10 protein-coding genes are annotated in these 15,271 nt (G+C 39.7%); 4 read left to right on the plus strand and 6 right to left on the minus strand.

Annotated elements, in window-relative coordinates; all coding sequences use genetic code 11:
* Positions 1–87 precede the first annotated feature (87 nt).
* Positions 88–1,509: a diguanylate cyclase domain-containing protein gene (locus R1T43_RS01665; protein ID WP_211070193.1), complete on the minus strand. Its 1,422-nt coding sequence runs from the start codon at positions 1,507–1,509 to the stop codon at positions 88–90.
* Positions 1,510–1,708: 199 nt separating this feature from the next.
* On the opposite strand from R1T43_RS01665, the gene glmU reads away from it, so the two are divergent.
* The 3 genes from glmU (at position 1,709) to glmS (ending at position 5,942) form a co-directional block, all read left to right on the plus strand.
* Positions 1,709–3,067, plus strand: a complete 1,359-nt coding sequence (gene glmU, locus R1T43_RS01670) for a bifunctional UDP-N-acetylglucosamine diphosphorylase/glucosamine-1-phosphate N-acetyltransferase GlmU (RefSeq protein ID WP_317352208.1) — start codon at positions 1,709–1,711, stop codon at positions 3,065–3,067.
* Between the two features lie 260 nt (positions 3,068–3,327).
* On the plus strand, positions 3,328–4,107 hold the full coding sequence (locus tag R1T43_RS01675) for a DeoR/GlpR family DNA-binding transcription regulator (protein ID WP_057796518.1): 780 nt from the start codon (positions 3,328–3,330) through the stop codon (positions 4,105–4,107).
* 2 nt (positions 4,108–4,109) lie between these two features.
* Positions 4,110–5,942 (plus strand): glutamine--fructose-6-phosphate transaminase (isomerizing), encoded by a 1,833-nt coding sequence (gene glmS, locus R1T43_RS01680; protein WP_211070192.1) that lies wholly within the window; start codon positions 4,110–4,112, stop codon positions 5,940–5,942.
* Between the two features lie 149 nt (positions 5,943–6,091).
* Here glmS and R1T43_RS01685 read toward each other — a convergent pair whose 3' ends face one another.
* The 5 genes from R1T43_RS01685 to R1T43_RS01705 form a co-directional block, all read right to left on the minus strand.
* Positions 6,092–7,159 (minus strand): ATP-binding protein, encoded by a 1,068-nt coding sequence (locus R1T43_RS01685; RefSeq protein ID WP_317352217.1) that lies wholly within the window; start codon positions 7,157–7,159, stop codon positions 6,092–6,094.
* Positions 7,160–7,239: 80 nt separating this feature from the next.
* Positions 7,240–8,313, minus strand: a complete 1,074-nt coding sequence (locus R1T43_RS01690; protein ID WP_317352220.1) for a hypothetical protein — start codon at positions 8,311–8,313, stop codon at positions 7,240–7,242.
* Positions 8,314–8,739: 426 nt separating this feature from the next.
* Positions 8,740–10,473, minus strand: coding sequence for an ATP-binding protein (locus tag R1T43_RS01695; protein ID WP_317352223.1), 1,734 nt, complete (start codon positions 10,471–10,473; stop codon positions 8,740–8,742).
* A gap of 11 nt (positions 10,474–10,484) precedes the next feature.
* Positions 10,485–11,735 carry an SIR2 family protein gene (locus R1T43_RS01700; RefSeq protein WP_317352225.1) on the minus strand — a complete coding sequence of 417 codons (1,251 nt, stop codon included), beginning with the start codon at positions 11,733–11,735 and terminating at the stop codon, positions 10,485–10,487.
* A gap of 14 nt (positions 11,736–11,749) precedes the next feature.
* Positions 11,750–13,702, minus strand: coding sequence for an ATP-binding protein (locus R1T43_RS01705; protein WP_317352227.1), 1,953 nt, complete (start codon positions 13,700–13,702; stop codon positions 11,750–11,752).
* Between the two features lie 882 nt (positions 13,703–14,584).
* Here R1T43_RS01705 and R1T43_RS01710 point away from each other — a divergent pair.
* The gene (locus R1T43_RS01710) at positions 14,585–15,241 is read left to right on the plus strand and encodes a hypothetical protein (RefSeq protein ID WP_317352229.1); all 657 of its coding nucleotides are present in this window, start codon (positions 14,585–14,587) and stop codon (positions 15,239–15,241) included.
* Positions 15,242–15,271: the final 30 nt, after the last annotated feature.

A 15,271-nucleotide genomic window follows, 5' to 3' on the forward strand; every position in this document is an offset into this window, starting at 1 on the left:
GCTGATACGGTGATGATGCTAAGCGTTATATATTTGAAATCTATTCATTAAATTTCAAATAGAAAAAATAAAAGCTCCGCAGCTTATTTATTCAATAAGCTGCATACGCACTAAATTGTGCCCATCTCTTTTCGCCTGATACAGCGCATCTTCTGCATGGGCGGTAACTTCATTCATGCTACGAGTAGTAGCAGTAAACGATACCCCAAATGAGGCGGTTAATTGTAGCTGCGGCGATTCACTTAACGGCGTTAATGTAGCAATGCCATGACGCAAATTTTGTGCAGTATCGAAGGCTTCGTGCGGCCCTGTTTGAGGCAGCAATATAATAAACTCTTCGCTGCTCCAGCGACCAAGCACATCTTGCTCACGCAGGTGGTCAGAAAGATACGCCACCACTTTATCTAACACGTCATCACCTGCATTTCGGCCATGGGCATCAATAATATGCCCAAAGTCGTCTACGCTGATTAAAATCACGCTAATAGAGCGCTGTTCTTTTAATAACGATTGATAGATAAGTTCTAGGTTAGTGCGGTCGGGCAAACGATTAGCATGACGCACAATTAAATCGGGCTGCATGTCTCGTCTGAAATAATAAAGTAAGTTGTAAATAAGCAAAAAGAGAGAGAAAACAACCACTAGCAGCGTCACTACACTAAAGATGAAAGCTTGTGATATCTCGGTTTGCCTGTCTTCTAATGGGCTAAGTAAAAAGACTGTCCATCCAAATTGGTTTAATTTAACTTCCGCTATCAAAAAGTCTTTTTGATTGATAGTCACCAACTTGTTATTAAGGGCTTGCTCGTCTTGAACCGTAATCGGGAGACTGGCATACCAAGGTAGCTCTGAAAGGTTGGTGAAATCAGAATACGAGGCCACCAGAGCAGGATCGGAAGACAGCATGATGTCTCCCTTTTCATCGACAAAAAGAAAGTCGTAGCCGTATTGTTCTTTGTAAGAATCAAAGACATTGATGAAGCTGCGTAAGCTTTTTCCTACGCCGAAGAAGCCTAAAAATCGGCCATCGTCATCAAAAACCTTCAGGTCGATATAAAAATGGGTATCTTCCCATTTACCAATATCTGCCACTGCATCGTCAGGGCCGTCACGGTACTTAAAATACCAACTGACTTCGCCTTCAATTAAATCGATGGTAGTGCCATCAGAATTAAATTGGCGTTTGACATTTTCGCTGGCAATAAAGAAAGATAAACCGAATTCTCTTTCAAGTCGGTTTAGGGTGTTAAATATCGCGGCTTCGTCAACCTCGTCGCCTTCCATCAAGGTAACTAATTCAGTGGAATGGCCTAACGCTTCAGACGTGTGAAGAGGCTTTAATAACTGCTCGACAATAAGAGACACCGCTGGCGACAATGACTGTTGCTGTGCTCTGCTTTGCTCCGCCACAATTTTAGAAATACTAAAATGCACTAGGGTAACAATCGCTAAAACCACGACGGCAAACAGCACCAATATACTTCGGTGAAGTGTTCGAAAAGTATTCACTGACTACGCAAGCTCCTTTGCTGCTACAATCCAATTCAGTTGAAAAGTAAAGTATACCCGTTGATTTAATGAACTACTAGGCTGTTCAACTCAGATCTAGACTTAAGAATGAGCCTTCAAAAATCAATCGCTGACATATAATCACGCCTTAGATACACTAGGCAAAAGTTCGTATTATCGATTTTCGTAAAGGAATAGCATGGCATTTTCAGTGGTAGTTTTAGCCGCAGGCAAAGGCACGCGCATGAAGTCTTCGTTACCAAAAGTACTTCATAAAGTGGGCGGAGTGCCCATGGTGCAGCGTATTATCAACACCGTTCAAGCCTTAGAGGCTGATAGTATTCATTTAGTTTATGGTCATGGAGGCGACAAGCTAAAGGCCACAATAACTGGCGAAAACTTAAATTGGTGTTTGCAAGAAGAACAGTTAGGCACGGGTCATGCGGTGCAGCAAGCCGCGCCGCACATTAACGATGATGAAGATGTACTTGTATTAGTTGGCGATGCCCCCCTTATTCGCGAAGAAACCTTGGCTAAACTGAAAGCCGTAAAAGCCGAGTGTGATTTAGCCTTGCTTACCGTTGAATTAGACGACCCTACAGGAATGGGCCGAATTATTCGTAAAGACGACAACATCACCGCCATTGTTGAACACAAAGATGCTACCGATGCACAAAAGCAAATTTGTGAAATCAATACGGGCATGATGATGATGTCCGGAAGCGATTTAAAACGTTGGTTGGGTGCGCTAAGTAATAGCAATGCACAAGGTGAGTATTATCTTACTGACGTGATTGAAATGGCTGCTAAAGAAGGTAAGCGTATTCAATCGGCACAACCACAAGAGGTGGTTGAGGTTGAAGGGGTAAATAACCGCATTCAATTGGCGCATCTAGAACGCGCACTTCAGCTTCGCCAAGCAAACGAACTAATGACCAATGGTGTGGCACTGGCCGACCCTCAGCGTTTTGACCTAAGAGGCACATTAACCACGGGGCAAGATGTCACCATTGATATTAATGCAGTGGTAGAAGGTAACGTTATTTTAGGTAATAACGTAACTATTGGGCCAAACTGCGTTTTGAAAAATTGTGAAATTGCCGACAACGCGGTTATTGAAGCAAACTCTATTATAGAAGAAGCTATAGTAGGTGAAAACTGCACGGTAGGGCCATTCGGCCGACTGCGCCCTGGCGCGGTAATGCATGCAAAATCCAAAGTAGGTAACTTCGTTGAAATGAAAAAAACCGTGCTAGGTGAAGGTGCTAAGGTAAATCACCTTACTTACCTCGGTGATGCTGAAGTGGGTGCTAATGCCAATATTGGTGCGGGCACAATTACTTGTAACTATGACGGCGTGAATAAATCTAAAACCGTAATAGGTCAAAATGCCTTCGTGGGTTCGAACTCTTCATTAGTGGCCCCTGTGATCATTGGTGATAATGCTACGGTAGGTGCTGGCTCAGTCATTACCACCGAAGTAGAAAGTGCGGCACTTGCTGTAGCGCGAGGAAAGCAGCGTAATATTGCGAACTGGCCTCGCCCGACAAAAAAATAACCAGCATGTAATAGCTTTAGCGCGGTTTAGTGGTAAATGAAAGGACAACCAAGGTTGTCCTTTTTTGTGCCTGCCGATTTATATGTTGATAGCTTACTAGTAAAAATTGTACGAAAAACTTGCGAAATAGCCGCGAATAGCTTACATTTCTTTCACTTCGTAAATCATAACTTTCGTTTTGAAAGTTATGATTCAGGAATAGTGTAGAAATGGTTTAGAGAAGGCACTGTAGTTTCCTTCATATCAGGGTTGGATTGAGTTTGAAAACGAGTCGTTCTGTAGATCAGCGCCGCGCTGGCATTATTAAATGGGTAAACACGCACGGCTACGCGCAAGTTGAATTGCTCGCGGCCCAGTTCAGCACATCTGAAGTGACTATTCGAAAAGATCTAGCCGCCTTGGCAGACCAAAAAAAGCTTATTCGCCAATTTGGCGGTGCCGCACCCCTATCTGCTTCTCAAGGCGAAACCAATGTAGTGAACTTACCTTCATCAATAAAACAGAATATAGGTAAGCTTGCTGCTAGTCGCATTCAGCAAGGGTCAAAAATAGTGTTGGATTGCGGCAGTACCATCGCTGCGCTTTTACCCTGCCTTCGTGATATACCCAACTTGGTAGTGATGACGAATGCATTAGATGCAGCGAGTCAGCTGACCAAAAGTAATAACGAACCCACTATTTTGATGACAGGTGGTACCTGGGATCCCGCATCTCGTTCATTCCAAGGTGCAATGGCCGAACAATTGGTATCGGCTTATAGTTTTGATATGGCGTTTATTGGTGCGGCGGGTATTGATGTGAATCGCGGAACCACTACCTTTAATGAATTAACAGGGCTTACTCGCGCCATGGCACGTGCTGCTCATGAAGTTGTTGTAATGGCAACGTCGAATAAGCTGTCGAACAAAATGCCCAATTTAGAATTGGGCTGGGAAAATATCTCTACTCTTGTGACTGATAATGGCATCAGTGACGAGGATAAATATCTAATTGAACAACAAGGCGTAACGGTGCTGGTCGCTGCGCAAAACGGAGAGTAATTATGTGTGGAATTGTCGGTGCTGTTGGTGAGCGTAATGTTGTTGAAATTCTATTAGAAGGCTTAAAACGACTTGAGTATCGTGGTTACGACTCTTCAGGCGTAGCTTTGTTGCAACAAGACGGCACACTAAATCGCATAAGAAGTACCGGTAAGGTACAAGAGTTGGTAGATATTATTGCCAACGATGAAGCGCTAGGTACTACCGGTATTGCACATACCCGTTGGGCTACCCACGGCGGCGTGACGGTGGCCAATGCCCACCCACATTTTTCAAGCGATCGCGTTGCCGTAGTGCACAACGGCATTATTGAAAACTACCAAGCCCTACGTGAACAGCTTTCAGCAAAAGGTTATGTATTCAGTAGCGATACCGATACCGAAACCATTGCACACACGGTTCACGAAGCGCTGGATGCTGGTAAAGACTTATTAGAAGCAGTTCAAACGTCGGTTAAAACCTTTCATGGTGCATACGGCACGGTTGTTATTGATAAAGAAGATGCTGGCCGTATGGTAGTAGCGCGCTCTGGTAGCCCGCTAGTGATTGGTTTAGGTTTAGGCGAGAATTTTGTCGCATCAGACCAAATGGCATTGTTACCTGTAACACGCCGCTTCATCTTTTTGGAAGAGGGCGATGTTGCCGATATTACTCGCCGCACCATTGCTATTTATGACAAAGACGGCAATGCCGTTGAACGTGAAATTATAGAGTCGAACGTTGAACACGACGCTGGCGACAAAGGCGCTTATCGTCACTATATGTTGAAAGAAATTCACGAGCAGCCGGTGGTAGTGCGCAATACATTAAAAGACAGACTGACCGAAAATGGATTAGCGGCAGATGTTTTTGGAAACGGTGCCGATGATATTTTCAGTAAAATTAAGCACGTTCAAATTGTTGCCTGTGGTACCAGTTATCATTCAGGTATGACAGCACGATATTGGTTAGAGCAATACGCCAATGTGTCGTGCAATATCGAAATTGCTTCAGAGTTCCGTTACCGCAAGTCAGTAGTTCACCCGAATAGCTTACTTATTACTATTTCACAGTCGGGCGAAACAGCTGATACCTTAGCCGCATTACGTCTAGCCAAAGAAATTGGGTATAGCGCAAGTTTAGCTATTTGTAACGTACCGGGCTCATCGCTAGTGCGCGAATCAGATTTAGCGTTTATGACACGGGCTGGCGCAGAAATTGGTGTTGCATCTACCAAAGCATTTACAACGCAGCTAGCTGCATTCTTAATGCTTACCTTAGCGTTAGGTGAGAAAAACGGTATGGCTGAAAGTGATAGTAAAGACATCATTAGTGCCCTTCAAAGCTTGCCAGCTAAATTAGAAGAAACCCTTACCATTACACAAGGTATTGAAGATTTAGCCGAAGAATTTGCCGATAAACAACACAGCCTGTTTTTAGGCCGTGGTGACCAATATCCTATTGCTATGGAAGGGGCGCTTAAGCTAAAAGAAATTTCTTACATTCACGCAGAAGCCTATGCTTCAGGCGAATTGAAGCACGGCCCATTGGCACTTATCGATGATGAAATGCCGGTGATTGTGGTTGCGCCTAATAACGAGCTGCTAGAAAAGCTTAAATCGAATGTGGAAGAAGTACGTGCTCGTGGTGGCATCATGTACGTGTTCGCTGATAAAGACGCGGCGTTCAAAGGTGACGACACCATGCGCGTAATCAATGTACCGCACTGTGAAGCGCCTATTGCCCCTATCATCTATACCTTGCCGTTACAGTTGTTGTCATACTATGTAGCGTTAATTAAAGGTACTGATGTGGATCAGCCTCGTAACTTGGCGAAGTCGGTTACGGTAGAGTAGGGTTTAGATAGTGCGGCTGAGGAATTGTCACATCCAAACTAAGTTGGAAAGTCATGCATACGGGCTCCTATTTGAGGAGCCTTTTTGATGTAACTTGAGTGAAGTTTTTAAGAACTAAAATCACAAGTGTGAAATGGAATAGAAGAAAATTACCTTTTCTGGTAATTCTTATTTTTGATATGAGAATTGACCCAATCTTCAAGCACTTTGTGAGTAAATGAAATATTGTTGTTTGATCTACGAATAAAACCTTCCTGTTCAAGAATTTTTAACAAATAATTGCGTTGCCGATCATTTTTTATCAAGTTTTCTTCTGGGACTAGGTGTTTATGTGTAGACAGATATTTAGCAATGTTTTCTAGCTCATCACTATCGTCATCTGTTAATCGAGAAGTAACGTTCTTCCACATTCTTTCGATTATTGCATCTAATTCAAATTTAAGATCTTCTGTCGATGTAAGTTCTAATCTATCGCTCTTAAAGCGACTATCTAAAAGTGAGAAGATTGTTTTAATGATAATAGGGTAGCCCATATCAATTGGCGACATCAGATTAATAATCTTCTTAAGATATTTTTTATTCTCTGATGTTTTTATCAATTGAGATATAAGCTTTTTGGTGCTTTTTTTACTTAAAGCCTCGACAGTTAGTACTTTTAAGTCATTAAAAAAACTCACGTCGCTATATTGAAGCCCTAACTCATCAATATTTCTACCTGAAACTACCATTCTAATTTTATCATTAGTCATTCTTAAGTGGCGCAGTTCGTCCATCAATTGCCGGCTTTCTATTTCGTTCTTAGAGTTAAGTAATTCTGTAAAGTCATCAAGAACTAGTAACAAAAACTCGTTATCATCTAAACTATTTGCTACTTTGGATGCCAATTTACTTAGGGATGAGTTTCTAGGCGTTTGCAGCGAACTTGATTTGAAAATTGAGCCTATAAGTGAATAATTTCGATGTACTACAGACAATTCTTCAATAAGCGATTTTCTTACTGAATCTAAATTTTCTCTATCATGATTAGCATTAATATAAATAGGTTTGAAGTTGTTGCGACGATTTTGAATGACATGCTCAAGAATATATGTTTTTCCAATACCTTTAGGGCCAATTAGCATTAAACTAGAATATTTTAAAGTTCGCCAAATTTGTTCAACTAATTCTTTCTGTTCATCTAGTAATGCATCTTGAGCTCTTGGTTTATCACTTGACATACTAACTTCCGACAACTTTATTTTGTAACCAAGAACGACGTACAATTGAAAACATGAATTCTACAACCTTGTCGTTCATTTTAAGTAAATGATTCTTTTTCTAAAGCTGATATGATGCTTTTAAACAGTTTTCTCTCTTCTTCAGTTTGACAAACTTCATTATATAAAGTTTCCTCATCTAATTTTCCATTGTCTGCCTGTGCTACTTTATCTAATATATTCAGTACAAAATCACGAATGCTATTCTCATAGTAGTCTGAGTTTTGTAATCTTAAAAAGTGATCTTTGTCAATATGCAACAAATCATTAGCATCGCAGATCATTTTCTGAACGATTGAGTCAACGTCCGCAACTGTTAATTTATGCTTAGCACCAAATAAGCTCAATGTAATTTGCCTTATGTAAAAAGGTACGCCGTCTGCATGCTCCCATATTCTATAAAGTACTTGATCGTCGTACTCAGTGCCTTCTTCATCAAAAAGTAGTTTTGCTACAACACTCCCTTCGTCTTCTTCGAGTGTAGGTATCGGGTAAATGAATGCTGTATTTACCATCGGAGGGTTTTCCCTTATTGCACCATTTAATTTATTAAGAATATGGTGCAATCCCAAAGAACCTGCGTATACCAAAGTCAGACGCTGGGAGTTTTTTTCCCCCATAGCTCTAAAAAAATTGAGTACTTCCGCTGCTGAATTCGGGTTTTGATTCACCATAATCTTATGCAGCAACAATGGCAACTCATCTAGAAAAATAACTATTTTTCCTTTATTGCAAGAAATTAACGAGTCAATTGTCATTTCAGCTAAACTTTTCCAAGAGGCACTGTTTAGCTTAGGTAATGTTACAGGGCCTAACTTAAGTTCACTAAGTAAACACATCCACTTATTGAATTTAGATTTTGATTTATCAAATAATTTAATTCTATCTCTAGAATAAGAGTATAGATTATCAGCTAATCCTCTTTCGTCTTCTGCGCTTTGTAAATCAATCCAAATAGGAACAAAACCATCTTTAGGTTTGTCAGTCATGTCTCTCATGAGGGTTGTTTTTCCCATTCTGCGAGAGGCATTGATTACAACTAACTTATTGCTATTGATTATCGTCCATAATTTTGATTTTAATGATTCTCGTGGAGTTAAAAAGTCCCTATCCATTTTTTGCCTTTCAAATTAACTTAAAATATGTTTTTCAATCATCTTACTATAGTTTTTAAAGCTCAAAGTTTCATAAGGTAATATTCACTTTTCTTACAAACGCTCGCATATTACTATTAGGTTGTTCTATTTCGAACTGCCGTATGCAGTTATTAATTTTTTCCATAGGCTTGATAACTTACCACGTCTTCTGTAAAGAGGGTGGATCCATGCTGTCGATAAGTAAGTATATTCACCTTTAGAGATCACCATTGTCACTTGGCCTATTAAACACTGCCTTATCTCTAGACTGTCAATCATTTGTATGTCTTCAACTATCTGATAACCCTCTATATCTTCCCATGCATCATTTGAAGTATCTCATCTAAATCCATCGTTATATTCTTTACCTTGATAGCGACGTAAAGCAACACAAGCTTCTTAACGTCATGGGGTTCTCCAACTTTCAGAATAATCAGCACTTTTTGACTCTGGTGGGTTATTGGGGAACTTCATTTTCACCGTCATTGGAAATGGAAAATCAACTCCGAGTAGGAGCGCTTCACCTTGTCCCAAAGTCGGCAAGAATGAAGCTGACCTCTGATCAATTGCACCTACAGCTTTTTTTATAATTTCTTGATCGAGTTGATTAGTTAATCGGTGAACTATAAGTGTACCAATTTGGCTAAGTACATCTTCTGGAATATCTCTTGGCCTTTGTGTTGCGATAATAGTATTTAAACCATATTTTCTGCCTTCTTTTGCGATGTTGCCAAAGGCATCTAGTTCAAACCTACTGCTATCGTCCCCAACTTTCTTATTCAGGAATTGATGTGCTTCATCAATAAATACTAGAAGTGGCGAGTTATAATTTATCGCTCCCTTTCTGGCTACAGAAAGTAACTTTCTTCCAATAGCATTTACTAAAACCTCTCTTGAATTAGCTTCAAAAGGTACCTCGGACAAATCAAGCCTGATAACTTGTTGAGTGTTTTGAGGTGAACAAAAGTTTTCAATTACACCAGATACTGTTGATAAGGACTGGTTTACATCTATCATCCATTTAAGGTTAGGGTTACTAGAATAGGCTTTAATCCTAGATATTAAGTTTAGACAATGGCCTACATCATTGTCAGCTCTCCCACCCCACACAGTAGGATTTGGGTTTGCAGCGTTTCCTCCATTAGGCCATACGCATTCTTGGACAATTTGTTCAGCTAAATTCGAAAAATTCCAAGGAGTCGAGTTAATAGTTTGATTTATACCTAGCAAAGCTTGCTCAAATGGATATTTAGTTTGGGCAGCTTTCTTCAGCAAGAAGTTGGGGGAGATTGCTAAACCATGGCCTTGAAGCCTATAGTAATGGGTTACTACTTTTTGACTTTCTATTGCTGCATCTAATTTAGGGGATTGACTTTGCGCCGATGGACGTAAGAAGGCTCTTATATCAGAGTCTGTAAACTGCCAATGCGGGAACGTTAGTTGATTCTGAGGTGTTGCATTTGGATGGTTTCCTACATAATAGCTATGACAATTTAAGGAGTTATATTCTCCTGTAGGATCAATAATAATGGCCTTGCCACCGGCAAGCTGTACTTGTTCAATAATGTTTGTCATTGAAAAGCTTTTACCACCACCTGTTGTGCCTAGAATTGCACAATGTCGTGCAAACAGCTTTTCAGGAGTAACGTTAATAGTTACAGCTTCATCATGAGGAAGTGTCGCTATTGGCAAATGATATTGATTTGAGCGTTCATCTTGTTTTCCCTCTGCAAGTAGCGAAACTAAGTGAGGGTGCGCAGAATAAATTTGACTACCTAACCTTGGATGAAACTTGATACCTCTATAGTTGCGGCCATTAGATGGCTCAATACTTACTAATAATTGAACCAATCCAATAGGATGATTAAGCGATGGCTTATCTGTTAGAGCGTCTACAGAGAGACGTTCTCCGCCTTCAAGCCATACTTTAACTAAACGACCAAATATTGCAGTTTCACCTACATCAATGAAAACAAATTCATTAACTTCACCAGCAGCAATTTTATTACCAAATGACCAACTTGGCTCGCCCGTGCCAGCTTGGGAGAGATTAACAATAACTTCTGTCGCGGAAACGTTTATTACACTCCCTATCCGCCTAGATGAATCATAAGGAGAAAACCAATTCGCATAATCCATTAAAAATTTCCTTAGCTTGCATTCGCAGTTAATTTCTCGAAGAGTTTGAACAGATCTTCTTCTGGGCTCTTTCCTCTTCTTTCTGGCAGTATATTGGCAAACTCTTCAAACGTTGAATCTAGGATTGCGATTCTCCCATCTCCATGTTCGATCGCGGAAAGTAGCAACTTTCTTATATCGGAATTAAATGAACCATTGGCGTTAAAAGGATCTTTTGTGGCAACCATCATCATAAATTCTGGATTTGTTCTTAGAGCCATAGTTAAAGCATTATTGATATGTTTATCATTAAATCCAAACCCTAGGCATAAGACACCTGTTTTGGGCTGCTTAACTGCATCTAAAAACGAAGTCATCATGTCAAGATAAGGAGAGTCGTAAGAAGATTGATATTTACTGCTGCTTGGGTAAATAAATACAGGATCATCAAGGTTACTATCTGCGTGTACTTTCCTAACTCGTCCATTAATTTTACGCCAGTCAACGGAACCGTGCATTTTGTATAATTGGATGACATTGCTTATGTATGACCCGTCTTTGTTTCCCGATTGACACCTGTTTACAATGTCATAGTTAAACCACATTGGATTAAAATATGAAGGGTTGGAAAACTCGAAGCCATCGATCACCACAAAGCCCGAATTAGAAGCAGAATGCTCAAAAGCTAAATCATAATTTGTGGTAAATAATTTAAGTCTTTTTTGCTGAGCACTTCTTCTTCCCACAGCTCTTAAAAATTTACCGTGGCTGGTCCATTTTGCCTCATCGCAAATTAGATCGGTAAAGTCTGTTTTTTCCAATATTATTTTTTTAGCTTTGTTGAGAAAGTTTTTGACCTGCTTGGTTCTAGTTGGTGATAAGTCACCTACAGCTAGAGAGGAATCACAAAGAGACAGTAGCAATTCAATATCGGGTTCAGCATTTCCCTGCGCATTTTTCTTTGTCTGAAGTTTATTATAATTTGTTGCAGCTAATGTCAGCCTAAACAACTCAGGATTAGCTTGCATGCATGCTTCCCAAAGGTGCCACATGCTCGGTGCAATATATGGCTGGTCTCGTTCATTAAAAGTTAGCGATGTTCCTGAACCTGCTAATACAATTAAGTTATCAATATCTAAAGTCTTATTGATGAACTTCAAAAGCGGCTTTAGATCTTCATTTGCTTTATCATTTATTTCGATTTCCTTCGGCTCTTTTTTCCCTGATATATCGCTTTTGGAGATATCAGCTGAAATAAATTTTATTTTCACAGGCTCGCGCATTCTTCTTCCCTAAATTATTCTTTAGTATTTTTGGTTAATTCAGCATAGTTTTTTCGCAAAAATTCCAAGCCATCAGAACTGTCTATATTGATATCTAGTTGTTGCCTTATAAACTCTAAGCGATGCTTGCATTCATTTATGAGCTCCCCCCAAGTTTTTACCCAAATAGTAATGCCTTTGGCGCTATGCAAGATACCTCGGTCTAATTTGTCACCACTGAGCCTATGTTTGGTATAAGAATCTAGTTCATTTGAGATAATCCAGAAGTGCCAATTAGTATCTATAGTGTTAAATCGTTCATCATCAGCTACCGCAAAAGCGTATGATTCGATTTGATTAATCTCTTTTTGTCCTATTTTTACTTTAGGTGCTTTCAATTCAACAACTAAGTGCTCACGCTCTGTAGGATGATTTCGAGCAATATTTCTGGTAAGCATTAAATCTACAATACCAACCGAGTCATCTAATCTTTTCACTGGTGTATCTGTGACAATCTCAATGCCTTGGTTATCTAAATGTTTACGTAATACCTGTGTTAAAGATTGGTCGCTTACAGATAGCGCAAACTGTTCACCGAAGATCCAAGTATTGTCTTCTATTATTTTGTGCAACTGGCTTCGCTCTTTGAGCGCTTTCTTTAGTTCGGGATTAAATATTATTTCTTCAATTCCAGCTAAAAATTTTAATCTGTCGGTTATAACTTTTGTGGTGCTGATAATGGCCGAAAGAGATGCATCTTTGAGTAACTCTGCAAAGTCTTTTTGTTTTTGTTCACTTAAACTCAGTACTTCAGTCAAAATTGTGTGAAGATCACTGGGCTGAGTTGAGACAATTTGCTTTAGCAGACTCAATTGTAATTTCTTCAATTGCAATGTTGATTTGTCAAACTCAGGAACCAGTTCGTTGATATTAAGCGCAAGGAAATCAAACATTTGTTTTTCAGCAACTTCAACATGGCCACTAACGGCATTTTTATATGGATAGACATTTTCGTTTTTCCATTTTTCCAATTGATCTGAAGATTGCTCAATTTTTCTTCTTATCAAGTAATCTTTGATATGTTTAGTGGCTTCTTCTATTGGCGCTTTCAAAGATGTTTCTAATTCACCTAAACCAAGCGTACCTTGCCTGTTTAGCTCCGTAATATGATCAGATTTCAAATATGCAGTAAATGAAACATTCCCGCTTCCTTTAACCTTTTTGTCTAGTGGTAGTAGAGGAAAACCCGCTTTGTTACATAGCTGAATTTGATTTTTTGTTGATATTTTCCATTCAATTATTTGAAGTTCATAATTAAATTCTTTTCCCTCATAAAACACCTTAGGTAACTCAATTACTTCTGTATTAGATATTACAGAATCAGGATCGATACGCACTCCATCAATATAAAGCATTACATCTTTGTACGTGGATAAGTAGGTAGCAAATGTCGAAGTAAGATGTTCTGCTAGTCGACCATTAGTTAGTGAGGGAAATTCTTTCAGCGGTTCATAAATAGAGACGTTAGTTCCCGGTTTAGTAATTTGGCTTTGTGCTTGTGGGCTTAAGGAGAAAGTTTTCTTGTTATCTGCAAATCCTTGTATTTTATATTCAAAAAAAACACCGTCTTTTGAGCTGAATCTAGTATTCCACTCAACGACTCGACCAATTGAAAATGATTTGAACCTGCCTTGACCTTCTTTTCCGTGTAGAGCCCTGCCTGTTGGTGACAAACCATTTGTACTTTTCCAAGAGCCACCAAGGCCCCTAAAATAAGTTGATGCTTTATCATAGTGAATACCATGCCCATCGTCTTTTATATGAATGGCAGATAGCCCTATATCGTCAGCATCTACTAATACTTCAACTTTGGTGGCATCAGCATCTACAGCATTCCATACCAATTCAGATATAGCGTTTAGAGCGTTGGCCTTGGATACCTTATCTAAATGATCCCCCTGCACTTCTACTTTAATGTGCTTGTTCATAAACCTTCCTTGATATTAAATTAGATCTGTATTCAAGCCTGCGGCCTTTAGTCTTTTGGTTAAATTTCGCATTTTACTGAATTCTGTGCCCAGACTTTGGTTTAGCCCCATTTCCTCACAAAACTCTTTAGCCGTGATGTGCTTTAACTCATCAGCAAACTTAATCATTTGTAGATGAAGTTCAGCAGTGTACTGATTACGAGGTGCTTCAGCTAAAGCTAGTTTTATTTGCTCAAATATCGCTTTATTAGACATTGATAAAGATTAGATTTTAACCGTTTTGCTAAATTAGCTAATTTAGCAATGATATGCAAAGACTACCGTCAAAGAATAACACTAGCGGTCATTTTATGTTCGTGAGTTACTGATTTTTAAATTAAGTTCCATTAATACATGTAGTTAATTACTTCCCCATGGTCCATTTGAATCCTTGTTTACTATAATTTGGTTACGTAAAAATCGTCCATAATTCAAGAATTGAATCTAGTTTTACAGTTTACGTTTAAATTAGAAGGTAAAGCGGATCGCGAACTATGTTCAAAATACAAGAAAGTGTGAAAAGTGGCTTAACGAAGGTCGTGGGCAAGGACGTAATGAAGATTACAAGCCATGGTTGCATGTGCGTGAGGTGCCTTCGCACGGCTTATCTTTTCGTCATCCCATCAAAATAACCCCCTACGACTACTGGAGAACATACTCTAGATGAAGCTCTTGGTATGCATACCTGATATGTGCTTTTCCTCCAACATCGCATATTTAGATTGATAAGTGACCGCTGTTTCATGTTAGTCAGTTTCAAACATTGATATAGTGTATTTTAGTGCGTTTTAAAGTTTAGGTATCGATAGTTTCAAACTTCAATTAGCTTGCAAGGAATCTCTTTTGTTGTACCACATTTTAGGTACCGTGAGCGCAGTCGCTTTTTTGCTGACTTGGTACGGCTTAGCAAAACAAATCCTCAATATAGAGGCGCTTCGCAAAAGTCATCAGAGCGCTACTCAAAGCTTGTCGGTAAACCAGTTTACCTCAAGCTTTTTTGCGTTTTATGCCAATTTTATTTTCGGTATTGCGATAGAGCCGCTTAGTCATTATCTAGTGTGGACTCGTTTCGGTGCGCTGCTTCTGATATTGGCCATCCTTTATCAAATTTGGCGAGACAGACGGTCAATATCAACGAGTTTTGTCGTTAGCTTGTGCGCCGGTGCTTTGGTGATAGGGCTAGGTTCTATAGGTTTTCGGCCTTACCCTAACCTTGCCAAGATTGGGGCAAACAGCTTGATGCTGGTAGTAACCGTGCTACTTGTTCAAGGCACGTTACACCAAATAATGGTGCTAAGGCGTAGCCGGGTGATTGGCGCGCTATCACCAGCGTTATTCCGCAGTATTCTAATTAAAGATGTCACTACACTCGCGTTTGCGTTTACTATGCCGTTTACCGTCGCCTGGCCCCTTATTCTACTGAATGGGGCCAGCGTAATTACCCGTGGCGGCTTGCTGATTCAAATGGGTAAAATCAAAAATAATGGGCCAGAAAAATAGTGGGGTCAAAGTTAGTTAAAGGAGCTAACT

This window comes from Alteromonas sp. CI.11.F.A3 (assembly GCF_032925565.1).
Classification (GTDB): Bacteria; Pseudomonadota; Gammaproteobacteria; order Enterobacterales; family Alteromonadaceae; genus Alteromonas.

Bases quoted from the DNA above. Each gene is read 5' to 3' on its own strand.
- glmU (WP_317352208.1), top strand. From the start codon at position 1,709: ATGGCATTTTCAGTGGTAGTTTTAGCCGCAGGCAAAGGCACGCGCATG.
- glmS (WP_211070192.1), top strand. From the start codon at position 4,110: ATGTGTGGAATTGTCGGTGCTGTTGGTGAGCGTAATGTTGTTGAAATT.
- R1T43_RS01685 (WP_317352217.1), bottom strand. From the start codon at position 7,159: ATGTCAAGTGATAAACCAAGAGCTCAAGATGCATTACTAGATGAACAG.
- R1T43_RS01690 (WP_317352220.1), bottom strand. From the start codon at position 8,313: ATGGATAGGGACTTTTTAACTCCACGAGAATCATTAAAATCAAAATTA.
- R1T43_RS01695 (WP_317352223.1), bottom strand. From the start codon at position 10,473: ATGGATTATGCGAATTGGTTTTCTCCTTATGATTCATCTAGGCGGATA.
- R1T43_RS01700 (WP_317352225.1), bottom strand. From the start codon at position 11,735: ATGCGCGAGCCTGTGAAAATAAAATTTATTTCAGCTGATATCTCCAAA.
- R1T43_RS01705 (WP_317352227.1), bottom strand. From the start codon at position 13,702: ATGAACAAGCACATTAAAGTAGAAGTGCAGGGGGATCATTTAGATAAG.